The sequence below is a fragment of the Inquilinus sp. NPDC058860 genome, from assembly GCF_042743185.1.
GTDB lineage: Bacteria > Pseudomonadota > Alphaproteobacteria > DSM-16000 > Inquilinaceae > Inquilinus.
This window is the reverse complement of record NZ_JBHYMS010000068.1, coordinates 1-24719: the sequence shown is the minus strand read 5'-3', so window position 1 is coordinate 24719 and position 24719 is coordinate 1. Positions and strand designations below refer to the sequence as shown.

General features: G+C 64.8%; 24 protein-coding genes. 17 read left to right on the top strand and 7 right to left on the bottom strand.

Annotated elements, in window-relative coordinates:
• Nucleotides 1-59: 59 nt before the first annotated feature.
• Together ACFW16_RS31270 and ACFW16_RS31265 are read right to left on the bottom strand one after the other, a co-directional pair.
• A complete protein-coding gene (locus ACFW16_RS31270; RefSeq protein ID WP_380312672.1) occupies nt 60-728 on the bottom strand; it encodes a methionine ABC transporter permease in 669 nt (222 codons plus the stop codon).
• A complete protein-coding gene (locus ACFW16_RS31265) occupies nt 697-1755 on the bottom strand; it encodes a methionine ABC transporter ATP-binding protein (RefSeq protein ID WP_380312670.1) in 1059 nt (352 codons plus the stop codon). Before ACFW16_RS31265 ends, ACFW16_RS31270 begins: the two co-directional genes overlap by 32 nt.
• 566 nt (nt 1756-2321) lie before the next feature.
• Here ACFW16_RS31265 and ACFW16_RS31260 point away from each other — a divergent pair.
• The 11 genes from ACFW16_RS31260 (at nt 2322) to ACFW16_RS31210 (ending at nt 15614) form a co-directional block, all read left to right on the top strand.
• Complete coding sequence (locus ACFW16_RS31260) at nt 2322-2537, top strand: DUF1127 domain-containing protein (RefSeq protein ID WP_380312668.1); 216 nt, start codon at nt 2322-2324, stop codon at nt 2535-2537.
• Between the two features lie 186 nt (nt 2538-2723).
• A complete protein-coding gene (locus tag ACFW16_RS31255) occupies nt 2724-4529 on the top strand; it encodes an ABC transporter ATP-binding protein (RefSeq protein WP_380312664.1) in 1806 nt (601 codons plus the stop codon).
• A 49-nt stretch (nt 4530-4578) separates the two neighbouring features.
• A complete protein-coding gene (locus ACFW16_RS31250) occupies nt 4579-5886 on the top strand; it encodes a glycosyltransferase family 4 protein (protein ID WP_380312661.1) in 1308 nt (435 codons plus the stop codon).
• A gap of 9 nt (nt 5887-5895) precedes the next feature.
• Nucleotides 5896-7110: a glycosyltransferase family 4 protein gene (locus tag ACFW16_RS31245; RefSeq protein WP_380312659.1), complete on the top strand. Its 1215-nt coding sequence runs from the start codon at nt 5896-5898 to the stop codon at nt 7108-7110.
• The gene (locus ACFW16_RS31240) at nt 7107-7529 is read left to right on the top strand and encodes a hypothetical protein (protein WP_380312657.1); all 423 of its coding nucleotides are present in this window, start codon (nt 7107-7109) and stop codon (nt 7527-7529) included. Before ACFW16_RS31245 ends, ACFW16_RS31240 begins: the two co-directional genes overlap by 4 nt.
• 115 nt (nt 7530-7644) lie before the next feature.
• Nucleotides 7645-8631, top strand: a complete 987-nt coding sequence (locus tag ACFW16_RS31235; protein ID WP_380312655.1) for a glycosyltransferase family 2 protein — start codon at nt 7645-7647, stop codon at nt 8629-8631.
• Nucleotides 8631-9872 carry a glycosyltransferase family 4 protein gene (locus ACFW16_RS31230; protein WP_380312653.1) on the top strand — a complete coding sequence of 414 codons (1242 nt, stop codon included), beginning with the start codon at nt 8631-8633 and terminating at the stop codon, nt 9870-9872. The genes ACFW16_RS31235 and ACFW16_RS31230 overlap by 1 nt, the downstream gene beginning before the upstream one ends.
• Nucleotides 9857-10837 (top strand): NAD-dependent epimerase/dehydratase family protein, encoded by a 981-nt coding sequence (locus ACFW16_RS31225; protein WP_380312651.1) that lies wholly within the window; start codon nt 9857-9859, stop codon nt 10835-10837. The genes ACFW16_RS31230 and ACFW16_RS31225 overlap by 16 nt, the downstream gene beginning before the upstream one ends.
• A complete protein-coding gene (locus ACFW16_RS31220) occupies nt 10824-13577 on the top strand; it encodes an FkbM family methyltransferase (RefSeq protein WP_380312649.1) in 2754 nt (917 codons plus the stop codon). The genes ACFW16_RS31225 and ACFW16_RS31220 overlap by 14 nt, the downstream gene beginning before the upstream one ends.
• Nucleotides 13578-13732: 155 nt before the next feature.
• Nucleotides 13733-14638, top strand: coding sequence for a glucose-1-phosphate thymidylyltransferase RfbA (gene rfbA / locus ACFW16_RS31215; protein WP_380312647.1), 906 nt, complete (start codon nt 13733-13735; stop codon nt 14636-14638).
• 43 nt (nt 14639-14681) lie between these two features.
• Nucleotides 14682-15614: a hypothetical protein gene (locus tag ACFW16_RS31210; protein WP_380312645.1), complete on the top strand. Its 933-nt coding sequence runs from the start codon at nt 14682-14684 to the stop codon at nt 15612-15614.
• An 11-nt stretch (nt 15615-15625) separates the two neighbouring features.
• Here the strand turns inward: ACFW16_RS31210 and ACFW16_RS31205 are convergent, their stop codons facing one another.
• Nucleotides 15626-16129 carry a DUF2938 domain-containing protein gene (locus ACFW16_RS31205; protein ID WP_380312643.1) on the bottom strand — a complete coding sequence of 168 codons (504 nt, stop codon included), beginning with the start codon at nt 16127-16129 and terminating at the stop codon, nt 15626-15628.
• Nucleotides 16130-16200: 71 nt separating this feature from the next.
• On the opposite strand from ACFW16_RS31205, the gene ACFW16_RS31200 reads away from it, so the two are divergent.
• A complete protein-coding gene (locus tag ACFW16_RS31200; RefSeq protein ID WP_380312641.1) occupies nt 16201-16860 on the top strand; it encodes an ArsR/SmtB family transcription factor in 660 nt (219 codons plus the stop codon).
• Nucleotides 16861-16874: 14 nt separating this feature from the next.
• Here ACFW16_RS31200 and ACFW16_RS31195 read toward each other — a convergent pair whose 3' ends face one another.
• The gene (locus ACFW16_RS31195) at nt 16875-17330 is read right to left on the bottom strand and encodes a nuclear transport factor 2 family protein (protein ID WP_380312639.1); all 456 of its coding nucleotides are present in this window, start codon (nt 17328-17330) and stop codon (nt 16875-16877) included.
• A gap of 264 nt (nt 17331-17594) precedes the next feature.
• On the opposite strand from ACFW16_RS31195, the gene ACFW16_RS31190 reads away from it, so the two are divergent.
• Nucleotides 17595-18515 (top strand): hypothetical protein, encoded by a 921-nt coding sequence (locus tag ACFW16_RS31190; RefSeq protein WP_380312637.1) that lies wholly within the window; start codon nt 17595-17597, stop codon nt 18513-18515.
• Nucleotides 18516-18615: 100 nt separating this feature from the next.
• Here the strand turns inward: ACFW16_RS31190 and ACFW16_RS31185 are convergent, their stop codons facing one another.
• Nucleotides 18616-19608 (bottom strand): hypothetical protein, encoded by a 993-nt coding sequence (locus ACFW16_RS31185; RefSeq protein ID WP_380312635.1) that lies wholly within the window; start codon nt 19606-19608, stop codon nt 18616-18618.
• 252 nt (nt 19609-19860) lie between these two features.
• Between ACFW16_RS31185 and ACFW16_RS31180 the strand changes: the two genes are divergently transcribed.
• Nucleotides 19861-20142, top strand: a complete 282-nt coding sequence (locus tag ACFW16_RS31180) for a hypothetical protein (protein ID WP_380312633.1) — start codon at nt 19861-19863, stop codon at nt 20140-20142.
• Between the two features lie 248 nt (nt 20143-20390).
• On the opposite strand, the gene ACFW16_RS31175 is transcribed toward ACFW16_RS31180, so the two are convergent.
• Nucleotides 20391-20741 carry a cupin domain-containing protein gene (locus tag ACFW16_RS31175; RefSeq protein WP_380312631.1) on the bottom strand — a complete coding sequence of 117 codons (351 nt, stop codon included), beginning with the start codon at nt 20739-20741 and terminating at the stop codon, nt 20391-20393.
• 206 nt (nt 20742-20947) lie between these two features.
• Between ACFW16_RS31175 and ACFW16_RS31170 the strand changes: the two genes are divergently transcribed.
• The 3 genes from ACFW16_RS31170 (at nt 20948) to ACFW16_RS31160 (ending at nt 23364) form a co-directional block, all read left to right on the top strand.
• A complete protein-coding gene (locus ACFW16_RS31170) occupies nt 20948-21316 on the top strand; it encodes a VOC family protein (protein ID WP_380312629.1) in 369 nt (122 codons plus the stop codon).
• Nucleotides 21317-21627: 311 nt separating this feature from the next.
• Complete coding sequence (locus ACFW16_RS31165) at nt 21628-22224, top strand: DUF4433 domain-containing protein (protein WP_380312627.1); 597 nt, start codon at nt 21628-21630, stop codon at nt 22222-22224.
• Between the two features lie 9 nt (nt 22225-22233).
• A complete protein-coding gene (locus ACFW16_RS31160; RefSeq protein ID WP_380312625.1) occupies nt 22234-23364 on the top strand; it encodes a macro domain-containing protein in 1131 nt (376 codons plus the stop codon).
• Between the two features lie 16 nt (nt 23365-23380).
• On the opposite strand, the gene ACFW16_RS31155 is transcribed toward ACFW16_RS31160, so the two are convergent.
• A complete protein-coding gene (locus ACFW16_RS31155; protein ID WP_380312623.1) occupies nt 23381-24652 on the bottom strand; it encodes a Gfo/Idh/MocA family protein in 1272 nt (423 codons plus the stop codon).
• Between the last annotated feature and the right edge of the window lie 67 nt (nt 24653-24719).

Below are 24719 nucleotides of genomic sequence, written 5' to 3'. Positions count from 1 at the left end.
AGCCCGCGACTGCGGGCCGGCCCTTAGGCCGAACCGCCGGGCACCCCCGGCGGCCTCTGTCAGAGTCCGGCGCGTTGCCGCTTGTTGACGCGGCGGGCCAGCCGGTCGCCGGCCATCTGCACCGCCTGCACGAACAGGATCAGCACGATCACGACCGCGGCCATCATGTCCGGCATGAAGCGCTGATAGCCGTAGCGGATGCCGAGGTCGCCCAGGCCGCCGCCGCCGACCGCGCCCACCATGGCGGAATAGCCGATCAGGCTGACCACGGTCAGGGTCAGGCCCAGCACGATGGCGGGCATCGCCTCGGGCACCAGCACCTTGCGCACGATCTGCAGCGACGAGGCGCCCATCGCCTTGGCGGCCTCGACCAGGCTCTGGTCGACCTCGCGCACCGCCGCCTCGATGATCCGGGCGATGAAGGGCACGCAGGCGATGGTCAGCGGCACGATCGCCGCCGTGGTGCCGATCGAGGTGCCGGCGACCAGCCGGGTGAAGGGGATGATCGCCACCACCAGGATGATGAAGGGGGTGGAGCGGGTGGCGTTGACCACCAGGCCGACGATGCGGTTGGCCGCCGGCGCCGCGAACAGCTCGCCCTTGCCGCTGGTCGCCAGCCAGATGCCGATCGGGCCGCCCAGGAGGGTGCCGATCGCGGCCGAGACCGCGACCATGTACAGCGTCGCCCAGGCGGCGTCAGCCAGCAGCGCGAAGAGTTGCGGGGACATGGCCCAGAACCTCGACGGAAAGCTTGAGGGAAGTGAGGAAATCGATCGCCGGCCGCGCCGTCTCCGGCCCGCCCGGCACGGCGACGATCAGGGTGCCGAAGGGGGCGCCCTGCACGCTGTCGACCCGGCCGTGCAGCAGTGCCGCGTCGATGCCCAGGCGGCGGGCCAGCTGGCCCAGCGCGGTGGTGCCGGCCTGGGATCCGGCGAAGACCAGCCGCAGCACGGTCTCGCCGCCGGCCAGAGGCCGCCCGGACAGCTTGGCGGCCAGAGCCTCCGGCAGCTCGGCGCCGGTGACGCTGGCGACGAAGGCGCGGGCCGTCGCGGTCTGCGGCCGGGTGAACAGGTCGAACACCCGCGCCTCCTCGATCACGCGGCCCTGCTCCAGCACCGCGACGCGGTGGCAGATCGCCTTGATCACCGCCATCTCATGGGTGATCAGCACGATGGTCAGGCCCAGCTCGCGGTTGATCCTGGCCAGGAGCTGCAGGATCGACGCCGTGGTCTCGGGGTCGAGGGCGGAGGTCGCCTCGTCGCACAGCAGCACGCTGGGCTCGCTGGCGAGCGCCCGGGCGATGCCGACGCGCTGCTTCTGGCCGCCCGACAGCTCGGCTGGGTAGCGGTCGCGCTTGTCGGTTAGCCCGACAAGCTCCAAGAGCCGGTCGACCCGCGCTGCGATGCTGCGGCGGTCGAGCCCGGCCAGCTCCAGCGGCAGGGCGACGTTGGCGAACACGGTGCGGGAGGAGAGCAGGGCGAAATGCTGGAAGATCATGCCGATCTTCCGCCGCTCGGCCCGGAGCGCCGCCTCCGGCAGGGCCGTCAGCTCGGTGCCGTCGACGGTGACGGTGCCGCTGGTCGGCCGCTCCAGCAGGTTGATCAGGCGGATCAGGGTCGACTTGCCGGCGCCGCTGGGCCCGATCACGCCGAAGATCTCGCCGCGCTCGATGGTCAGGGAGACGTCGGCCAGCGCGGTGACCGAGGCTTGGCCCGCGCGGGTGAAGATCTTGGAGATGGACTCGAGACGGATCATGGACGGTGCCGGATCAGTGGATCTGTGCGGGGCGGAGGACGGCCGGCCGGCGAGGCAGGGCGGCCGCGGGCGACAGCCCGGATCAGGCGCGGCGACAGCGCATCGGCGCCGCGGCCGCCCGCCCTGTGGCAGGCGTCCGGTGCGCGAAAGGGCTGTGAAGGGCCGTCCTGGTCATCGTCGTGTCCTGCCTCGTCTCGCCGAGGGAACCACGACCTGCATCGTGGCGCTTTAGCGGTTGGTGACGCGGGCGCAAGCTGCTTCCCATCAAATCGCCGCGGGCCCGTCTGCGGTGGGCCGGTCCGTGGCCCTTTAGATATCGCGCCGTACCCGGCAGGTCAATGAACTGCGCCATGCGGTCTGTGGATCTCTGAGTTTCACATCAGGATTTCGCAATTCTCTGGCGCGGGTCGAGGGCCGACCTGGGACCGATCGGGCAAAGTCATGTCATGCATGCTTACCATTGCTGCGCTGCAAAAAGGCCGATCCTGCCGCGGCCCGAACGTCATACATTAAAGGGGCACAAGGAAAAAACATGAGGGCCGGCGATGCCGGCAGATGAGGTAAGTATGCATATCGACGTCCTGGACTTCGCTCCCGCTCCCGCCCGCCGCGCCGGCTTCTTCGCCCGTCTCCGCGGCGCCGTCGCGCAGCGCGTCGCCGAGCGCCGCGCGTACAACCGGATCTATGACGAGCTGCTGAAGCTCGACCGGCGCGAGATGGACGAGCTGGGCATCGGCCCGGCCGATTTCGACGCCATCGCCCGCGGCACCTATCGCCGCTGAGAGATCTTCGCGCGGAGGCGCGGCCGCCTGTCGCAGGCCGGCCGCCGCTGCCGAAACGGAACGGGGCGCCCGCCCGCCGCAGCCGCGACAAGCGGCCCGTGGCGGGCTGCGGGCGCCGTGTTCGCATTGGCGCCTGACGCGACTGTCATTTGGCGGATCGGCCGGACAGCGCTATATGAGCACCGCATGAGCAAGAGACCACAGGCCGACGGGCAGCCGGGCGACTGGCAGATCGCAAAGCGCATGATGCGCGAGCACATGAAGGGCCATTTCTGGCGCTTCGTGCTGGCCTTCCTGTGCCTCGGGGCGACGGCAGTGGCGAGTTCGGCCATCCCGTTCGTCAGCCAGCACATCCTGGACGGTATCTTCACCAACCGGCAGTCGGACCTTCTGGTGCCGATCTCGCTCCTGGTGATCGCCGTCTTCTTCGTGCGTGGCGGTGCCACCTACGGCTTCACCGTGGTGATGAACAGCATCGGCCGCCGCATCGTCGGCGACCTTCAGATGCGCATGTTCCGCAGCAAGATCTGGGACGATCTCGCCAGCTTCCACGCCACGGCGTCAGGCCATCTGGTCAGCCAGTTCACCTTCAATGTCCAGGCGGTGCTGAGCGCGGTATCGACCAGCGCAGCCGCGATCGGCCGGGACGCGATGACGCTGGTCGGCCTCGTCGCGGCCATGTTCTACCAGGACTGGAAGCTGGCGCTGATCGCCTCCGTCACGTTCCCGCTCTCCGTCTATCCGCTGATCAAGGTCGGGCGTGACCTGCGGAAGGTCACCCGCAAGTCGCAGTTCGGCATGGGCGAGATGACCAGCTATCTCACCCAGGTGTTCCAGGGCATCCGCCACGTCAAGGCCTACAACGCCGAGCAGCGGACCATCGCCGCCACCGAGAAGATCGTCTGGTCGGTGTCGCGCGTGATGCAGCGCATGACCAAGATCAAGTCGTACAATGCGCCGTTCATGGAGGCGCTGTCGGGCGTTGCCATCGCTGCCGTGATCTATTACGGCGGCGCACAGGTGATCGCCGGCAGCCGGACCACCGGCTCCTTCTTCGCTTTCGTCCTGGCGCTGATGCTGACCTACGATCCCTTGAAGCGGGTGGTGAACACCTGGGGATCGGTCCAGCAGGGCATCACCGCGGCGGAAGGCATCTTCGCCATGATCGACACGCGGCCCAGCATCGTGGATGCGCCGGGCGCCGCCGTGCTCGACCGGGTATCCGGGACGATCGGGCTGGAGGATGTGCATTTCTCCTACGGCCCCGCCATTCCGGCCCTGCGGGGCGTTTCGATCGAGATCCCGGCCGGCAAGACGGTGGCCCTGGTCGGTCCCTCCGGCGCCGGAAAATCGACGCTGCTCAACCTGATTCCGCGCTTCTACGACCCGTCCTCCGGCACGGTCCGGATCGACGGCCACGACATCCGCCAGGTCACCCAGCACTCCCTGCGCGAGCAGATCGGCCTGGTCAGCCAGGAAACGACGCTGTTCGACGCGACGGTGCGCGACAACATCGCCTATGCCCGTCCGGGGGCGAGCCAGGAGGAGATCGAGGCCGCGGCCCGGGCCGCGGCGGCGCACGACTTCATCCTCGCCCTGCCGCAGGGTTACGATACCCAGATCGGCGAGCACGGCGTGCGGCTGTCGGGCGGGCAGCGTCAGCGCCTGTCGATCGCCCGCGCCATGCTGAAGAATGCGCCGATCCTGCTGCTCGACGAGGCGACCTCGGCGCTGGACACCGAGAGCGAGCGCCAGGTGCAGGATGCGCTGACCCGCCTGATGGTCGGCCGCACCACGCTGATGATCGCGCACCGCCTCTCGACCGTGCGCGGCGCCGACCTGATCTATGTCATGGACCAGGGCCAGGTCGTCGAGACCGGCAGCCATGCCGAACTGCTGCAGCGCGGCGGCCTCTACGCCCGGCTGTGGACGATGCAGACGGCGGACGACGAGGACGCCGAGGCACGACCGGCCGTGGCGGTGGCGGGATAGAATGGGCCCCCGGGCGGCGGGCGAGCGGCCATCGCGTCTCTTCTGCGACATGACGCCGATCCTGGCGCATGCGCGCGGCCACACCACCGTGACCGGCGTGCAGCGTGTGGTGCTGCGGGTGGTGGGCCATATGGTGGCGACGCATGGGGCGGACGCGATCCGCGGCATCGCTTGGCATCCGAAGCTGCGGCAGGTGGTCGAGATCGACCTGTCCTTCCTCGATCCGGACTACCGCTTCGAGGCCCGCCACGCCGAGTTCGTCCGCGACATGGCGATTCCCTACGACGCGGGGACGGTGGATCGGACCCCGTTGCGCCGGCTGGCGGCGAAGCTCGGCCGATTGCGCTGGCGGCTGGGGCGCGCGTCCGGCTTCGGCCGGCGCCTGTCTCGGCCGACCTTGACTCCGTCCGATCGCATCTTCGTGCCGGTGCCGACGCTCCGCAACGACCCGTACATCGCCTTCCTCACCGCGCGCAAGGCGGCGGGCAATGCAGTGTTCCAGCTGATCCACGACGTCATTCCGGTGAAGCTGCCGGAACTGGCGAAGCCGGGACACGAGGTCGAGTTCCGCCGTTTCCTCGACCGCGTCCCGGACTACGTGTCCGGCTTCCTCTGTGTTTCGGACCAGACCGAGGCGGATCTCAGGGAGGCCCTGCCGGCCGCCGGAACGAGCATTCCCACCAGGGTCACTCCGCTGGCCCACGAATTCGCCGGCGACGCGGCGGACGGCGCCGCGGTCGGGGCCGCCATGCGCGCGATCGCGGAGACGCCGTTCGTGCTGTGCGTCGGCACGATCGAGGTGCGCAAGAACGCCTGTGCCCTGGTCCAGGCGTGGGACCGGCTGCGGTCGGAGCTGGGGCCGCGGCTGCCTCGCTTGGTCCTGGCCGGCCAGCGCGGCTGGCGCACCGAGGATCTGTTCGACCTTCTGGCACGGACCGGCAATCTCGGCGGCACGGTCGCGGTGGCCGAGACGCCGACGGACGCCGAGTTGGCCTTCCTTTACCGGCATTGCCTGTTCACCGTGTTCCCCAGCCTGTACGAAGGCTGGGGGTTGCCGATCGGCGAAAGCCTGTGGTTCGGCAAGCACTGCATCGCCTCGAAGACCTCGTCGATGCCGCAGGTCGGGGGTGACCTGGCCGATTACATCGACCCGCAGGATCCGGAGGATATGTATCGGGTCATCGCGCGCGCGATCCGAGAGCCGAGCCATGTTGCGGCGTGCGAGGGGCGAATTCGCGTCGCGACCCTGCGCGGTTGGGATGAAACCGCGCGGGATCTGTACGCGGCAGTCTGTAAGGGTGCCGATATAGACAGCGCGATGAACAGGCCTGTCGCTGCTTCTTTTTCTGGCGGCTGAGGAGGCGGGGTGTCGCATCGCAAGATCAGCGTTGCCGTAACCTTTCCGATCTGGCCACCGCGAGGGGGTGGGCAGAGCCGGATTTTTCATCTCTACCGGCATTTGGCTGAGACCCGGCCGGTAGAGATCATTTGCGTCACCAATGCCAACGACCTGCCATCGGATCGTGAAATCGCGCCCGGCCTTCGGGAAGTCCGGATTCCGAAGTCCCGGGCCCATCGCAACGCAGAGCTGGAGCTCTCCCACGATGTGCCGGGCGTTCCGCTGGCCGATGTGGCGATGCCCAGGCTGATCCACCTCACCCCGGACTATGGACGGGCCTTGCGGGCCTCAGTTGCTGATGCCGGAATCGCAATCGCGTCACATCCGTATCTTTTCCCTCTCCTGCGCGAGTTGATGGATGGGCCGATCTGGTATGAAGCGCACAATGTCGAGATGACGTTGAAGCGGATGATGTTGCCCGACACGACGACAGCACGCGAACTCTTGGCGGAGACGGAGCGGGTTGAGCGCGCCTGCTGCGATGGGAGCGAGCGCCTGATCGTCTGTTCGGCAGATGACGGCTTGGCGTTTCGGCAGAACTTCGGTGTGCCGGAAGCGCGGATTACCGAAATCCCGAACGGCGTCGATCTCGATACGGTCGAATATGTCGGGCCGGAAGCACGGCAGGCTGCCAAAGGTCGCCTCGGGCTGGACGGAACCGCAACCGTCGTATTCCTGGGCAGCCGACACAAGCCGAATTGCGATGCGCTCGATGCCATCCTTCGCTTCGCACCGGAATGCCCTGATATGCGCTTCCTGATCCTGGGAAGTGTCTGTAAGCATTCCGACGGGCGGCCGATTCCACCGAATGTCGGGTTGATGGGCGAGGTTGACGATGGGGTCAAGGCCACGACATTGGGGGTGGCTGACGGCGCCTTGAATCCGATGATGGGCGGATCCGGAACCAATTTGAAGATGCTGGATTATCTTGCTGCGGGAGTGCCGGTCATATCGACGAGGCAGGGCGCACGTGGCTTGGCCGTCGCGGATGGCGTCCACCTGCAGTTGAGCGAGATCGATGGTTTTCCTGATGCCCTGCGGAAACTCCAGGCGGAAATCGGCGGTCCGGTGTTGGCGAAACGGGTTGCTGCATCGCGGCGCCTGGTGGAGGAGTGCTATGATTGGGCCGCGCTGGCCGATCGGTTCGGCGAAAGCATCGATCGCGCAGGATCGAGGGCATGACCGCATCGGGTCAGCCCCTCGATGTCAACGAAATCATGGCCCTCATCCAGGCAGAAGCGGCTCGCCGATACCCCCTCGGACAGACCTCGGCAGCGGACATATTCCCGGCCAAGCGGAAGTATGCCCTGGAGGAATTTCTGCGGCTGGAGGGCGATGCTTTCGTCGAGGCCGTCCATCGGGGGCTGCTGCGGCAGGACGCTGAGCCGGAACGGTGCAAGATCTATGTCCAGGCTCTGGAGGCCGGCCGCATGACCAAGGCCGATCTGCTGCTTGCCGTCAGATGGTCGAAAGAGGGGCGGCAGCACGCGGTGAAGGTCGCGGGTCTTGGCCGCCTGCGCCGGACCCGAGTGTTCGAAAGGTTGCCGTTGCTGGGGCGGGTGCTGGCCTGGCTGGACCGTTCGGGCCAGCGGCGGAGATAGAGGGAGGTCGCCGATATCCGGCTCTCTACAGCACTCGCAGACCTCACGCGAGCCTTGACCATAAGATGCCCGATCAAGCCTACTTCGGCCAACCGATGCCGATCCAGGCTGCAGCATGCGGGCTCAGATCCACCGATCGGGCAGGATCGGGTTGCCTAAGCAAACCAACTCTGGGAATTTGAAGGGATTGTCCATAGTGTCCGAGGCCAGGGTTTCGACGATCATCCCCCTGTACAATCACGAGAAGTATGTGGCGGAAGCCATCCGCAGCGTTCTTGAGCAGGGGGAGGTACTCAAGGAACTCATTATCCTCGATGACGGGTCGCAGGATCGGTCTGCTGACGTCGCTGAAGAATTCTCCAAGATTGATTCCAGAGTTACTGTCATTCGTCAGCAGAATCGGGGTGCGCACGCGACCATCAACCGTGGCCTTTCGCTTGCCACTGGCGAATTCATTACCATCCTGAATTCGGACGACGCATTCTGCGAGGGTCGTTTTGCGGCACTCACTCGGGCACTCGATCTCGACGGTGGTTCTGATGTTGCGTCTTCCTCTATCTCCTTCATGGATGGGGCTGGAAAGGAAATTCTCAATCCCTGGTTCGACGACGCGCTAAACGGATTCAGACGGCGGCGGGATGTGGCTTCCTCGCTGATCGAGGCAAATTACCTAATGACGACGTCAAACTTCTTTCTTAGGCGCAGTGTATTCACCAATTTGGGAGGGTTTGCGCCTTTGCGCTACGCTCACGATCTTGAGTTTGCGTTGCGTTGCGCAGCTATGCGACTGCGCTTCTGCTTTATCGACCGCCCGCTGCTGCGCTACCGGTTTCATAGTCACAACACCATCACGGAAAACCATCAGAAAGTCCGGGCGGAATGGGCGCTCTGCATTGCCTTTTATATTTTCCAACGATATCATGGGGATATTGGCTTTCGGGATGCTCGAATGTCCGATATCCGAGATACACTCGATCGTCACGGCTTGCGTAAAGCGGCAGAATACGCTGTTGTCCAGATGAAACGCTACGAAACACGCGCACTCGATGATGAATTGATCGGGCGTTCAGACTTTATGTCGCAAGTGGCGGCCTTGGTCTAATGCGTACGCTTTTTGTCTCGAATCTCTTTCCTCCAAATAAGATCGGCGGCTACGAGGAATTGTGTTGGGATGTGGCGACACGGCTCGCCGCGAGTGGCCATGACGTGTCGGTCCTGACGAGCTGTTATGGCGGAAAAGTTGCGGAGTATCCTGGCCAGCAGATCCACCAGGCGCTTCGCCTGCTGGTCGGCAAAACGATCTATGATCCGTTTGACCAGCCCTCGTTTCGTTATAATGCGATTGTCGAGCGGAATATTGACGCCGCGCAAGAGGCGCTGCGGCGGGCTCGCCCTGACGTCATTTTTTGCTGGAATCTGTACGGACTCGACAAGAAGTTTTTCAATTTTCTCGGTGGTTGTGGGACGCCTGTCGTCGTAATGCTGACCGATAACTGGCTGGCCTCGATACTCAATCAGGATTTTGTCCATAGCTATTTTTCGCGGACCGTCTATGGGGCTGAGCCGGAAGTATCGTTTCTTCAGCCGCCCACACATGTGCAGGCCCTGCCAGAGACCTGCTCCGCCATCTTCGGGGCAGAATTCGTTCGATCTTTTTATCTCGCGGCCGGCGTGAGTTTCTCCAACAGCCAAGTCATCCACAACGGCGTCGATCTGCCTGCGTCAGACGTTGGTGCTCCTGCTCGTGGAAGTCCTGCGGCAGCTGGGCGCAGCATAAGATTGCTGTTCGCCAGTCGGGTCGTTGAAATCAAGGGTGTGCACACCGCAATTGCCGCGCTCGCCGATCTGATCCAGGAACGGCCCGAGATGGACTGGCGGCTTAGTGTCGTTGGAGATGCGACGGATAAGGCATACATCGCCAGCCTGTACGAATTGGCCGCGGTGCGCGGATGTACGGATAACGTTGAGTATGTGGGGCGGGTGAGTCCGGAGAACCTTCCGCGCGTCTTCGCTCAACACGACGTATTCCTGTTCCCATCGCTCTACGAGCCGTTCTCGCTGACCCTAATTCACGCAATGGCGTCCGGGATTCCGGTCGTGGCATCGGCGATAGGCGGCAATCTGGAGATTGTGCAGGAAGGTGAGACTGGCCTGTTATTTCCGAAGGGTGATTCCAAGCAATTGGCAGCAGCCGTGCTCCGGCTCCTCGAAACGCCGGGTCTGGCCGGGAAGGTTGGTCAGGAAGGTGCGACAAAGGCGAGACAGTTTTCAATCGAGCGGATGGTTTCGGAAATGGATGCGCATCTTCGCTCCAGGGTCAGTGTCCCATGCCCGGCGGTTTGAACGGCGTGCCCTGCCTGGTTCTCGGAGGCGGGGGGTTTCTGGGGCGGGCATTGATCGGTGCGTTGCAGCGTGAAGGCGCGCAGGTGCGCGGGTTTGGGCGGCTGAGCCGGTTTGAAGCTCCGGAAACGTCTCATCCCTGGATTCATGCCGACTTCGCGGATCAGATGGCCGTTGCTCGCGCGGTCGAGGGCATGGAAATCGTCTTTCACCTTGCGGCAGGCAGCACGCCGGAGCGATCAAATTCCGCGCCGATCAGTGATCTTGAAGCAAGCGTTGCCGGGACAATCCGCCTTCTGGAGCTTTGTTCGGCGGCCGGTGTTCGCCGGATCGTATTCGCTTCGTCTGGAGGCGCGGTGTATGGCATCCCGGAGGAATTGCCTATCAGGGAAACGGCCCCAACCCGCCCGATCAGTGCTTATGGCGCGAATAAGGTTGCGGTTGAAAACTACCTTTTTCTCCACAACTATCTCTATGGTCTGGAGCACGTGATCCTGAGGATTTCGAATCCATTCGGTCCTTACCAGGATCCGCTCGGCCGGCAAGGCCTGATCGCGGCGACACTTCTGAAATTGCTGATGGGCGAGCCCACTGACATCTGGGGCGATGGGTCGGTGACACGCGACTACGTTTTTGTCGACGATGTCGCCGGCGCCTTCGTTAAGGCTGCGGCCTATACGGGGAAGCATACGATTTTCAATATCGGTTCGGGCGTCGGCATGACCGTCGATGAGGTAATCGATGCCGCTGTCCAAGCCATGGGGGTGAAGCACCCGGGCAAGATCTATCGACCCGGGCGGAAGGCCGATGTTCCCGTCAACATTCTCGACGTACGCCGTGCCCACAGTGATTTGTGCTGGAGCGCTGAAACGCACTGGACGGAGGCCATTTCCCGGACCGTCGCCTGGATGGAGAGGGAGCCCACGGTGAGAGCGTTGCTCAAAAGAGGCCAGAATGCTCGAGCGTGAAGATGTCCTCTCAGCATGTCGGATCGTTCTCGGGCGGGAGCCCGAAAACGAAGCGGTTCTGGAGCATTGGCGGAGCTATCCGAGTCTCGCAGCTCTGGGGGCAGAACTACTGCGCTCCGAGGAATGCCGCCGCCGCGCGACTTTGGGCGATCTGCCGGCCTCGACCGAGCGCTGGGTTTGCGCCGAGATCCGGCATGGTCTTCGGCTGTGGCTCAATCTTATGGACCTTGGTGTCGGTCTCGGGGCACTACGCGACGATTGGGAAGCGGTGGAAACGCAGTTCGTGCTCTCGCAATTGGGCGCTGGCGACTGTTTCGTCGACATCGGCGCCAATATTGGCTGGTTCACGGTTCTAGGCGCACACAAGGTCGGGCCCGAAGGGCGTGTCTATGCCTTCGAACCCAGGTTCGACCTCATGCGGCGACTCAGGGACTCGGTCGCGGCGAATGGCATGTTGGAGCGCTGCATCTTTCACAATGTGGCTCTCGGAAATGCTGAAGGCGAGATGGAGATTGCGGCCGTCCCGTCGGAACGCAATCCGGGCCATAGCTTTCTGGTCCGCGGGGAATTGGAACCTGAAGCGATCGCTTATGGCAAAGTCAAGATTCGGCGCCTCGATGATTTCTCATTCGAGAAGCCAGTTGATCTGATCAAGATCGACGTCGAGGGAGCCGAGGCGATGGTCCTTGCTGGAGGCCTCGGCCTCCTCAAGCGCGACAAGCCATTTCTGGTTTCGGAATTCTTTCCCGCTTGGTTGCGTAAAGTCAGCGGAATTGAGCCAGAGAGCTATCTGAATTCGTTGCGCGATATCGGTTATCGCGTCTTCGAATTGACGGATAGCGGTGTGGGTTCTCTTATCGCGGACCTGCCGACTGATGCCGATCAGGAAGGCTTCTTCACCAATGTTGTCGCGACCTGCGAGCCGAAGGTTTTCAAGCTGGTCGAGAAGACTGATCAACCCCCGGCGCCCTTCATGCCCCCCGCCATCATCGACGATAGTCTGCAAGGGCTGAGCCAGAGGATTCGCAGCATCGAGTTGAATTTGCAGCGTGCGGAGAAACTCGCGGTTTCGCACCGAAACGAAGTTTCTGAGGGTCTCGCAGCCTTGGCGCAAGGTCTTGAAGCCAGCCAGCAGCGCCACGGGGAGGCACTTGCGACGACTCAAAATCTGGAGGGTTTAGCGCGCGGCCTTGAGATCGATCAGCGGCGCCATGGGGAGGAACTGGCGGCCGCAAATCGCGATCTGGCGGCCGTGGCGCAAGGGATCGATCGGCTTGGTTCGGCGCTGGATTCGAGGCTGATCCTGTTGCAGGAGGATGTTGAGCAAAAGCATCGCAAGCTACAACAGAGCAATGGGGCAGCCGTTGCTCGGCTTTCACAGATTGAGAGCCAGTTGTCAGCGCTTGTCGCTCGTTTGAACAAGAAGTCTCTGCTGAAAAGGATCGTTCGAGAGATCCGGCGGCCATTCCGCAAACGGTTCTGGCGCCGACGCCGCGGTGGCGGGTCCGACCCTCTGGTCCCGCGGGATCCGCTCAAGGCCAGCCGTCCGCCATCGGCGGCACTCCCGGTTTCCGAGGCGGCGCCCTGTCTTCAGGGCGTGTCCAAGCCGGTTGCCATGATCATTGATCACCATTGGCCGGAGCCGGATCGAGACTCTGGATCGGTGGATGCGGTCAATCTGGTCCGCAGCCTGCTGGAGTGCGGATACCACGTGGTGTTCGCCGTCGAAGCGAAGCGTCCGCGGGACCCATACTATATCGAAGAGCTCCGCGCGCTTGGCGCCAGCCCGGTGGGATTGGAGGATGCACCAAATGTTCAGGCCTTCATTGAGCAACAAGGGCAGCGCGTAGATCTGTTCGTGCTCACTCGCGTCGCAGCAGGCGGCCAATATTTGGAGCTGATCCGCTACAACTGTCCCCACGCCAAAATCATTTTCAACACCGTGGACCTCCATTTCCTCCGAGAGCGACGGATGGCGCAGGTTGCCAATGATCCGGAAATGTTCAAGGCATACGAGCGGACGCGCGATCGCGAGGAGGCCCTGGTCGCCAAGTCCGACCTGACATTCGTTGTGTCCTCGACTGAGGAAGAGATTCTGCAGGCGTCTGTGCCAGGCTGTACCACTGCCGTTTTGCCTCTCGCGCGTGATATCCGGCGCGGCTCCAACCCGTTTGAACAGAGAGTCGGCATCGGTTTCGTTGGCGGTTTTGAGCACACCCCGAATATCGACGCGGTGGAGTATTTCCTTCGGGATATCTGGCCGAAAGTGCGGAGCCGGGACCCCTCGCTCGTCTTCCAGATCGTTGGATCCAACTTGCCGGAGCATGTTCTGAAAGGCGTTGAAGGCAATGTGAAGTATCTGGGGTCCTTGCCGTCGATCGAGGACTGGTTTGACGCCCTCAGGCTCAGCATCGCCCCGTTGCGTATCGGAGCCGGTGCAAAGGGCAAGGTCGCCTCAAGCCTTTGCAACGGCTTGCCTTGCGTGATCAGTTCGATCGCAGCCGAAGGCATGCATCTTGCGAGCGGCGCCGGCGTATTGATCGCGGATAATCCCGATGAGTTCGCCGACCACATCGTCAAGATCCATTCTGACCGTGAGTTGTGGGCCAAGTTGGCCGTAGAGACCCATCGCTTCGCTGAGGCCCGGCTGTCTTATGAGAACTTCCGCGATGTGGTGCGCCGGAGTCTGACGCGTTTGGAATTGCCAACCTTCTCTTTTCCTCCGCCCAGACGGCTGTAGAACACTCTGTGCCAATCCATCTACAGCTTTCCCTGAACGACCCTACTTCAAAATCCCAGCCGTGGTAGGAGACAGGCCAAGACATCACCAGTCTGGTTATACGATAGCCTCCCGCCAATCAGTCGGCATGATCATCCCTTGGACTCGGAGTTCCCATGAAAGGCATCATCCTCGCCGGCGGCAGCGGCACCCGGCTGCACCCGCTGACGCTCGCAACCTCCAAGCAGCTGATGCCGGTCTACGACAAGCCGATGATCTACTACCCGCTCAGCGTGCTGATGCTGGCCGGGATCCGCGAGGTGCTGGTCATCTCCACCCCGCACGACATGCCGCAGTTCCAGCGGCTGCTCGGCGACGGCTCGCAATGGGGCATGACCTTCGAATACGCGGTGCAGCCGAGCCCCGACGGGCTGGCCCAGGCCTACATCATCGGCGCTGATTTCGTCGCCGGCGGCCCATCCGCCCTGATCCTCGGTGACAACATCTATCACGGCCACGGCCTGCCGGAGCTGTTGGCCTCGGCCGCCGGGCAGCCGTCCGGCGCTTCGGTCTTCGCCTATTACGTTGACGACCCGGAACGCTACGGCGTGGTCAATTTCGGCGCCGACGGCCGGGCCGCGGCAATCGAGGAGAAGCCGCGCAACCCGACTTCCAACTGGGCGGTCACCGGCCTCTACTTTTACGACTCGGATGTGGTCGACATCGCCGCCAACCTGAAGCCCTCGGCCCGCGGCGAGCTCGAAATCACCGACGTCAACCGCGTCTATCTTGAGCGCGGACGGCTGAACGTCGAGCGGATGGGCCGCGGCTTCGCCTGGTTCGACATGGGCACGCATGACAGCCTGCTCGAGGCCGCCAGCTACGTGCAGACGCTGGAGCGGCGCCAAGGCCTTCGGGTCGCCTGCCCGGAGGAGATCGCCTATCTCCAGGGCTTCATCGACCGCGAGCAGCTGATCGCCCAGGGCCGGAAGCTGGAGAAGAGCGGCTACGGCAAGTACCTAATGAAGGTGGCGGAGACCGAGTCCGTCGGGGCGACCCCGGCCAATCCGTCAGGCTTGTGAGGCGGCCCTGCCGCCGGGTGCAACAGGAAGAGCGTCGGCTTCCTTGAAGGAAACGGTCCGGCGCGTGCTGCGCTGGGGCCGGGGCGGTGCGGGCGGGCTGGGTGTCCTGACGCTGATGGCTCGGCACGGAACGGAGAAATACGCCGCAGCTCTGCCGCGGATCGAAGAGATCTTCCGTCGCCGCATGCCCGGCGTTGCCCGTCGAACAGTGGTGATCGACAACGCCCTGCCGCAAGGCAGCGTCGAACCGGAACGCGGCGGCATCACGGTGATCGGCGGCGACAACTCGGCCTGGGAGTTCTCCGCCTGGGACGAAGGGCTCCGCTTCGTCGGTCCCGAACTCGACGGCTACGACCTCGTCCACCTCGCCACCTCGGCCTTCGACACGCTCTACACCGGCTACCTCAAGCGCTTTGACGCCGCCCTTCTGGCCGAGGTGGCGAGGCTGCGCATCGCCTGCGGCCATATCGACTATTACGATGAGCCGGTAACCTTCCTGGCGGATGTGTCGCAGCACTGGGTCCGCTCCTCCTTCTTGTTCCTGCCTCCGATGGAACTGCGGCGGCTGGGGTCGCTGGTCTCGGTCGGCCCGGCGCAGCGGGCCGCGCTTTTCTTGGGTGATCCGGCGGCGCCGTTCCGGGCCGATGCGCCGATGTCCGAGAACTACAAGCGCTATGTGGCGGACTGGCTGCTCGGCACCGGCACCGGGCAAGGGACAGAATGGCATTCGCGCTTCGAGCTGACGGCCGGCACGCTCGATTTCTTCGAGCAGAAGGCGGTCGCGATCCTCAACGAGCACATGTTGTCGGTCCGGCTGCGGGCCCAGGGCTGCGCCCTGGCCGACACCACCTGGGCCGCCGCCACGCTGGCGCGGGACGGGCACCTGCCGAATCTGACCCCGCCCTGGCGGGTGCAACTCGCGGGGCGCGACCGCAACGCCGTGCCGCTGGAGAAGACACGGCCGCACCGAACCTGATGCGCGCGCCCTCACGCCCCGATCAGCCGCGCCGTCACCAGGGCGGCGAGATAGAGGCCAAGGCCGAATGCCGCGTGGGTCGTCAGGCTCCGCAGCCTCGCCGTGGCCGGGTTCGGCGTCTTCGACGCCGCGATGCCGGCGCCCAGGGCCGGCTGCATCAGCAGGAACGGCGCGGCCACGGTGACGAGGCCGAAGGCCAGCGCCGGCGCCGGCGTCGGGTCGCGCGCCCAGCCCAGGCCGCACAGCGCCAGCAGCAGGGCCGCGAAGACGATGCCGGTGCCGTAATGGACGGCCCAGCCGAGGGCGCGCTCGCCCGCGACCGGCGCCGCCCGGCCGATGCCGTCATGCCTGAAGCGGCCGTGCGGGAAATGCCCGACCCAGCGGCCGACCATGGCCCAGTCCAGCCCCGGCACGCCGGTCAGCCGCGCCAGCAGCGCCGTCCACAGGTCGGCGACGACCGTGGCGCCGGCCCCGATCGCCACCGCCCGCAGCCCGAATTCCAACCCTTCGCCCATCCGTCGAGCCCTTCCACTGGCAATCGTTCAATAATTTGCTTGATTGATTGCGCGATGCTAGCCTCCTGTCAATGACCGACGCCCAGACCCTGATCACTGCCGAGCTGGCGGAGCTCGCCCGCACCCTCGGCCATGCCCATCGCCTGATGCTGCTGGAGCAGATCGGCCAGGGCGAGCGGCCGGTGGAGCGGCTGGCCGAGCTCGCCGGCCTCTCCGTCGCCAACGCCTCGCAGCATCTGCAGCATCTGCGGCGGGCCGGGCTGGTCGATTCGCGGCGCGACGGCAAGCGCGTGCTGTACCGGCTGGGCGGCGGCCCGATCGTGCCGCTGCTCGCCGCACTCCGTCGCCAAGCGGGGCACCGGCGGGCGGAGATCCAGGGCGTGGTCGCCGACAGCCTGGGCCGGCCGGAGCGGCTGGAGGGCCTGTCGCGCGAGGAGCTCGTGGAGCGGCTGCGCGAGGGCGGGGTGACGCTGCTCGACGTGCGGCCGGAGGAGGAGTTCGCGCTGGGCCACCTGCCCGGCGCGCTGAACATCCCGGTCGAATCGCTGGAGCGCCGCCTGGCCGAGCTGCCGCCCGGGCAGGAGATCGTGGCCTATTGCCGCGGCCCTTACTGCGTGCTGTCGGTCGAGGCGGTCGCCGCGCTGCGCGCCCACGGCCTCGCCGCGCGGCGGCTGCGCGACGGCTTCCTCGACTGGAAGGCGGCGGGGATGGCGGTCGAGGCGGTGGGATAGCGCCCGGCCTGCGGTCAGGCGCCCCCGCCCTTGTGGTAGGCGTCGGCCTTGATGATCTCCACGCCGCGCCAGCCCCAGTAGACGCGGTGCTGGCGGATCAGCCCGTCCTCGATCTCCATCACCTCGAAGAAATCCATCTGCTCGCCGTCGGGCGTGGCCCGCGGGTATTCCCACACCAGCGTCCGGCCGTCGGTGAAATAGCCGCGGCGGTGGAAGCTGCGCCGGTCGGGCTTGCGCGGAGCGGCCTTGTCCAGCAGCGCCTTGATCCGGTCGCGGCCGCGCAGCACCCCGTCCGGCCGGCCCAGCAGATGGGCCACCAGCGGGCTCTCCAGCACCGCGTCGGGGGCGTAGAGGGCGATCATCGCCTCGAGGTCGTCCTCGGACCAGGCCCGATCCCACTCGCGGTAGACATGCTCCAGCATCCGCTCGAGCTCCTTCGGGAGGGATGCGCGGCTCAGATTCTCGCTCACCGTCGTCTCCTCGGTTCCGGGGCCCCTTCCACCCGGGACAACGGCATCCGCGAGAACGGCGTTCCGCCCGGGGTGCGCGCCGAAGTGCCCGGCATGGCCGGCGGCCGCTTGGTGTGGGTGAAAACAAATTCATGATCGTGAATTCCAGAAAATTCATTTTCAGTTCCGCGGCCGAATATTTTCAAATAGATATTTCTTGTTGACAGATTTTTTGAATTTCCTGCTCTTGTTGTGCGTCAATGCTGAATTCAGAGGCACGAGGCCATGACGCATGTGCCCTATATCGGCTCCGGCCCCTATTGCTATGCGAATTCCTTCGCGATGATGTTCGGCGACCGCGCGCCGTCCACCGCGGTGATCGAGTTCGCCGCCGGCGGCCCCTTCGGCATGCAACTGGTCGGTGGCACCCTGCCGTTCTTCGACCCCTATGGCTGGACGCCGGAGGCCGGCTTCGACGGCGCCCTCGCCGCGCTGGGCTGGACCTCCTCGGTGCGCCGCGGCGGCACGGCGGAGCAGGCGCTGGCGGCGCTCGCGGCGGCGCTGGCCGACGGGCCGGTCTGGGTCGGCCCGGTGGAGATGGGGCATCTGCGCCACCAGCCCGGCATGACCGGGCCGATCGGCGCCGACCACTACGTCGTCGTCCTCGGCCTGGCCGGGGGCCAAGTGCTGATGCATGACCCGCAGGGCTATCCCTATGCCACGCTGCCGGTCGACGATTTCGTCGCCGCCTGGCGGGCCGAAACGGTCGACTACGCCACGCCCTTCACCCTGCGCACCGGCTTCCGGCAGCTGCGGGCGGTGACGGAGGAGGAGGTGATCGAGGCCTCGCTGCCGGCGGCACGGCGGTGGCTGTCGATGGCGGAGGGCCGGCACCTGCCCGCCGGCACGATCGGCAACGCCGAGGCGGCGGAGCGCCTGGCCGGGATGATCGAGGCCGGCTGCGACCGCGGGCTGCGCAGCCATCTGGTCCATTTCGCCGTCCAGGTCGGCGCCCGCCGCGTCGCCGACGCCGCCGCCTGCCTGGCGCGGATCGGGCGAGGGGAGGCGGCGCGGATCATGGACCGCCAGGCCCGGCTGATCGGCGCGCTGCAGCACCCGCTGGTGGCCGGCGACGACGCCGCGGCCGCCGCCCTGCTGCGCCGCCTGGCACCGAGCTATGCCGAGCTGCCGGCGGCTTTGGCATAGGGCGGCGGATCGAGGCGGGGTCATGCCGGTTCCTCCCGGGGCGCGACGATCCCGGCGGCGAAGCCGGCGCTTTCGGACGGGCAGCGGGCGCGCGCCGGCGTCAGCCGTCGCGTGCCGCGAGTCGGGCCGGCCTGACCAGCGTGATGCCGTGCTGCTTGGCATAGGCGGCCCGGTGCTGGAATTCGGCTTCCTCCGGGTCGTCCGGCGGTGGATCTGGTTCGGGCGGCACGGCGCGTTCGGCGGCTATGGCTCGTGCGGCCCGCCTGATGACGTCGCTGGCACCGGCTTGCCAGGGATTGTCGGGTACGGGCAGCCTCATGATGACATTGTCGTCGTCGTCGAAGACCTCGCCGGTGTCGATCCTGACCAGGTAGGACTCCCCCGGGAGGCCGAGATCGGCGGCGGCGATGCAGCAAAGGGACCTGGATTCGGTGTCGGCCTCGTCGGTCTCCTCCTCCGGGTCGGCGTCGTCACCGGCCGGTGCGACGGCGGGGCTCCATGCCTTCGCGGCGGCCGCCAGGGCCCTCGCCCGGTCGGGGTCGAGGCCGTAGGCGAGGGCGCTGTCGGCAAGGCCGATCTGACGGCCCAGGCGCCGGATCAGGGTTTCGATCGGCAGGACGGTGTCGGCCAAGTCGGCATCGATGCGGTCGTCCTCGGTCAGCTTTTCCCAGAGATCGGTGGTGAGCCGCTCCTGGGCCTCGGGCCTGACGACGGCGATGGCGCGGGACAGGCCTTCGGCGACGACCTTGCGCCGGCTGTTCTTCTCGTCCTGCCGCCGGTCCTTGTGGGCCGTGGCCTTGCGCTGCGCCTCCTCGCGCTGCCGGCGCAGCCTGGCCTTCAGCGCGATGGCACGGCGGATGCCGAGGAAGAGATTGCTGAAGCCGGCTTCGGCCTTGCCGGCACGGTCGAGATCGCCGGCCTTGAGGGCGGCGAGTCCTTGAGCCTGGAAGCCCGTGGCCAGCGCCTCGGCGAGAGCGGCCATGCGGGACAGCATCGCGAGGTCGGCCTCGTCCGTGGCCGGCGAGGCGGCGGAGGGAGTCCCGGCATTGATCGCAGCATCGATCATCTCCCCATTAGAACAAATAGGGAACAATTAAGCCAGCAGAATCGCATCCCGGTCGAATGGTCGTCGCAACCTCAGGGCCGGTGCGGCTGGATGGCCGCGCCTCTGCGGGGCTCGCCATGACGGTTCTTTTTCATGGAGAGGAGAGGCAGACCGCCGGCGCCGGCAATGACCGTCCCGCGCATGCCGGCATGCCGCGGGAACATTGGCCGGGCGAGGGCCGGGCCGATACGGTCGGAGAGGTTCGGTGCGATCGTCCATCCATCCTGACAGGGGGCTCGAATGGCAGACGACCAGGCTGTGGCCGAGCTGCGAAAGCAGGTCGAGGCTCTGGAACACAGGGTCAAGGTCGTCGAGGGCCGGGCCCAGACGGTCTACGGCATCGCCTCCGACCTGAAGAAGGAGTTCAAGGGGCTGGGCGACACGGTGGCGACGGTCCAGAAGAGCGTTTCCGAGGCGGGGAAGGCGTTCAAGGGCCTGCAGACCCAGTTCAAGACCGTCGGGTCGACCGTCAAGTCGCTCGGCAAACCCAGCGAGATCAGGAAGTTGCTGAAGGGGCGCTAGGCGGCGGCCTGCCGTGGAGGCGCCGAGCCGCCCGTCGGGCCTGCCGCGGGACCGGAGCGGCCATGGCCCCTCCCGCGGGGTGGGACCTTTCAGAATTCCGATACCATCATTGCGAGCGCAGCGAAGCAATCCAGGGGCCGCTCACTGTGGCCCCCTGGATTGCTTCGTCGGCTTCGCCTTCTCGCAATGACGGCGAGGGACGAGCGTTGTGAAAATGCCCCCGGGCGGGGGCCTTCAGCCGGGCCGGGTCAGGCGCGCTTGATGTCGAAATGCTTCAGCACGGCCTCCTCGATCCGCCAGACGCCGCTGAAGCCGGGCTCGACGACGAAGGCGTCGCCGGGGCCGACCTGGACCGGGGTGCCGCCGTCCGGCGTGATGGTGATGCGGCCGCGGATGATGTGGACGAATTCGTATTCGGTGTAGGTGGCGTGCCAGCTGCCCGGCGTCGCCGCCCAGGTGCCGGACAGCATCGACCCGTCGGCGGAGGTGTGCTGCACCCAGGTCTGCATGGTCGGCTTGCCTTCGACCACGCGCCAGCCGTCGAGGTCGGCGGTGATGGGCTCGCCGGTGGGGGCGCCCAGCTTCACGATCGTTGCCATCAGTCTCTCCGCGTCTCGGTCGGCCGGCCGGCGCCGGATGCGCCGCCACTGCCGGGCGCGACTGTGCCGGCCCGCGCCGGTGATGGCCACCCCGGGCGCGACCATCCCTGGCGCGGGATCGCCATGCGGCCGGCTCCGCTTGGCCGTCCCGGCGCCGCGGCGGTATCCTGCGGGCCAGGCAGCCGGAGGACACCGCCGTGCCCGAGATGCGCAAGGCCCGCGCCCCCAAGGCCCGTGCCGTCGGGTTCAACCATGTCGCGATCGAGGTCGGCGACATCGACGAGGCGCTGGCCTTCTACGGAAGGCTGTTCGACTTCACCCTGCGCGGCCGCTCCGAAGGCATGGCTTTCGTCGACCTGGGCGACCAGTTCCTGGCGCTGCAGCAGGGCCGCCGCCAGGGGCCGGACGACGGAAGGCACTTCGGGCTGGTGGTCGACGACAAGGCGGCGGTGCGCGCGGCGCTGGCCGAGGCCGGGGTGGCGGTGCTGCCCGGCCCGTTCCTCACTCCTCTCGAAAAATTGCGTCGAGATTCTTGCATATGCATTTCGTGCTATCTTGCTTGCGTGCAAGCGTGATTCGTATCTCTGATCGGTGAGAAGCCCGAAAAGTATGGCTGTTCAGATAGATCGCCGACATCGTTCTGTCGATGGAAGGGAGCAAAGCGCGGTTGTTGAGAAGGCGGCTGATCCCGCCCATCACAATGTCGTGGCGCTCAACTTTCGTGTGTCATCGCGCTTTAAGAAGGAATTCAAGGTTGCGGCTGCCCAAAATGGCATCACGCAATCTGAGCTTCTTCGGCGCGCGTTCGAGGTATGGCTCCGGCAAGGAAGGCGCTAATGGTACGACCGCCAAATGCGTTAGCCTTATCAATCTGAGTTGACCAGTCATGGAGCGAGCAGAACTCGAAGAGCTGCACTACATAACGCCGATATCGAATCTTTCGTCGATTGTAAAAAACGGCCTACTAAGTAATCGACGGGTTAGGGGACTTGTGTCGACATCAATTGCGATGCCGGAGGTGCAAGAAATCAGGGCGAAGAAGGTTGTTCCTGGAGGACTTTCGCTTCATGACTATGTTAATTTGTATGTCTGTGCTAGAAATCCCATGCTCTTTAAGCGTCTCCCGGAACGATCGAGTTTATGTGTTCTCTCTCTGAACGGCTCGGTTGTCGATCTTCCGGGTACTGTTGTGACCGATCAGAATGCTGCTTCGAACTATGTTCGATTTGGTGCTGGGGTGTCTGGGTTGAAGCTTGTAAATAGGGATCGAACCTTTGCTAAAGACTGGACTGACCCAGATCAGGTGGAGGCTTGGAGAAAGAAATCTGCGAAATGTGCGGAGGTTCTCGTGCCGCATCACGTTCCATTCAGCTTCGTTCTGAGGACCTATGTTTGTAGCGAAGCTGCTGGCGCGAAGATAAAGGCGTTAGGGATTGAAATACAGATCGCCGAAAATGGCGACTTGTTCTTCGGATATAAGTAGGGGTGGCCGATGCGTAATATCACAGTGAAGATCGGTGATATGATGACGTCAAGGGCGCAGACGCTCGTGAACACTGTAAACTGCGTCGGAGTCATGGGAAAAGGTATCGCGCTGGCGTTCAAGAGTAAGTTTCCAGAGATGTACAAGGATTATGTTGACCGTTGTAAAGCTGGTCGAGTTCGGCTTGGCGAGCCTTATCTTTATAAAGATTTGATGGGAAAGTGGGTTCTGAATTTTCCTACCAAAGATCACTGGAGAGCTGTCTCCCGGATTTCTGATATCGTGGAGGGTTTGGAATATTTGGAAGCTCATTATAGAGAATGGGGAATTACGTCTCTAGCAGTTCCTCCTCTTGGTTGTGGGAATGGCCAACTGGACTGGAATGTGGTGGGGCCAACGCTTTATCGGCATCTGTCGCGACTCGAAGTGCCTGTGGAGCTTTATGCTCCGCTGGGTACGCCCGAAAATCAACTAACGCCTGAATTTCTTCAAGGAGTAGGTGGAGTCCAGCAGGCTGATCGCTCTCGGCCAGATGATATTCGGATAAGTGCGGCGGCGGTCGCCTTGGTTGGGATTGTGTCAAGGATCTATCGCGAGCCATATCATTGGCCGGTTGGTCGAACGACCTTCCAAAAGATCGCTTACTTTGCGACCGAAGCTGGGCTACCGACCGGCTTGGAGTATACCAAAGGAAGTTATGGTCCTTTCTCTGAAGGTCTAAAAAAGCTAATTTCGCGTCTTGTGAACAACGGACTCCTTACTGAAGAAAAGAAAGGAAATATGTTTGTTGTTAGGCCGGGACCAACGTATAGAGATGCCCGCGATATGTACAAGAGTCAGCTGAGGGAGTGGACGCCAAATGTTGAGAGGGTCGCTGATCTCTTTCTAAGAATCCAGTCTACGATTGATGCGGAGATAGCTGCGTCGGTACATTTTGCCGCCAAGGAATTGATCGCTGAAGGTGATCCAACAGAGGCGGATGTGCTGGAGAAGGTGCGGGAATGGAAGGCGAAGAGAAATCCTCCGCTTCCTGAGCCCGAAGTTGCGTCTTCCGTAAGATACCTAAACGCTCTTGGGTGGTTCAATGTTCGAGGCAGTTCGGAGCTGAATACGAGTATTGAGGAGGAATTGTTCGCATAAAATGAGATCAGAGGAATCATTCCGTGACTTCGCGGCGCTTGCCGCGTGGTGCGGAACCTATATGAGCTGATGAGAGGGGCTCGGATAGGCTATCGGGCCGAGCCAATGGCTGACTATTTTCTCCTACCCCAACCCACCGCCTCTCCGCCGCCGACCGCCCGATCGCCTCGCTCACCCGTTCCAGCGCCGCGGCTGCCGCAAAATCCGGATAGGCCGCCGGACCGCCGGCGATCGCATCCAGCAGTTGCGCCACCTCGATCACCTTGAGGTCGTTGAAGCCCAGGCCGTGGCCGGCGGCGGGGCTGAAGGCGCCGTAATGCGGGTGGGCCGGGCCGGTCAGCACCGTGCGGAAGCCGTTGCGGTCGCCCGGGACGGCGCCCGGCTGGAACAGCTGCAGCTCGTTCATCCGCTCCTGGTCGAACAGGAGCGCGCCCGCGGTGCCGAACACCTCGAAGGCCAGGTGGTTCTTGCGGCCCCAGGCCACCCGGCTGGTCGCCACCGTGCCGATGGTGCCGTCGGCGAAGCGCAGCAGGACGTGGGTCTGGTCCTCGTTCTCCACCTGCGCCGTCCCGGCGGTGACCGCGGCGGCGCCGTCGCGGCGCTCGCGGCCCTCGCCGGCGGCGGGCAGGGGGCGTTCGGCGATCACCGTGCGCTGGTCGGCCGAGACCTCGGCCACCGGGCCGATCAGGGCCAGCGCCACGCTGAGGATGTGCGAGCCGATGTCGCCCAGGGCGCCGCTGCCCGCCTGGTCGCGCCGGCAGCGCCAGGACATCGGCACGGCCGGGTCGGCCATGTAATCCTCGTCGCTGACGCCGCGGAAATAGGTGACGCGGCCGATGGCGCCGTCACGGATCAGCTGCGCCGCGAAGGCGACGGCCGGGCTGCGCAGGTAGTTGTAGCCGACCATGGTGGTGACGCCGGCCTCGGCGGCGGCCGCCGCCATCTCCGCCGCGTCGGCGGCGGTCAGCGCCAGTGGCTTCTCGCAATAGACGTGCTTGCCGGCCTTGAGCGCCGCCAGCGCCATCGGCTTGTGCAGCAGGTTGGGGGAGGTGACGGCGACGAGGTCGACCTTCGGGTCGGCGACCAGCTCCTGCCAGTCGCCGGTGGCGCGGGCGAAGCCGAAGCGGTCGGCGGCCCGCCGGGCGGCGCCGGCATTGATGTCGGCCACCATCTCGAGCCGGGCGCCGAGCCGGGTGCGGAACACCGCGGGCGCGGCCCGGAAGGCCAGGGCATGGCATTCGCCCATGAAGCCGGTGCCGATCAGGCCGACGCCGATGCTGGTGGTCATGTGTGGTCTCTCAAGGCATTCCAGTCCCCCCTCCCCCTGCGGGAGGGGGGCAGGGGGAGGGGGTTGT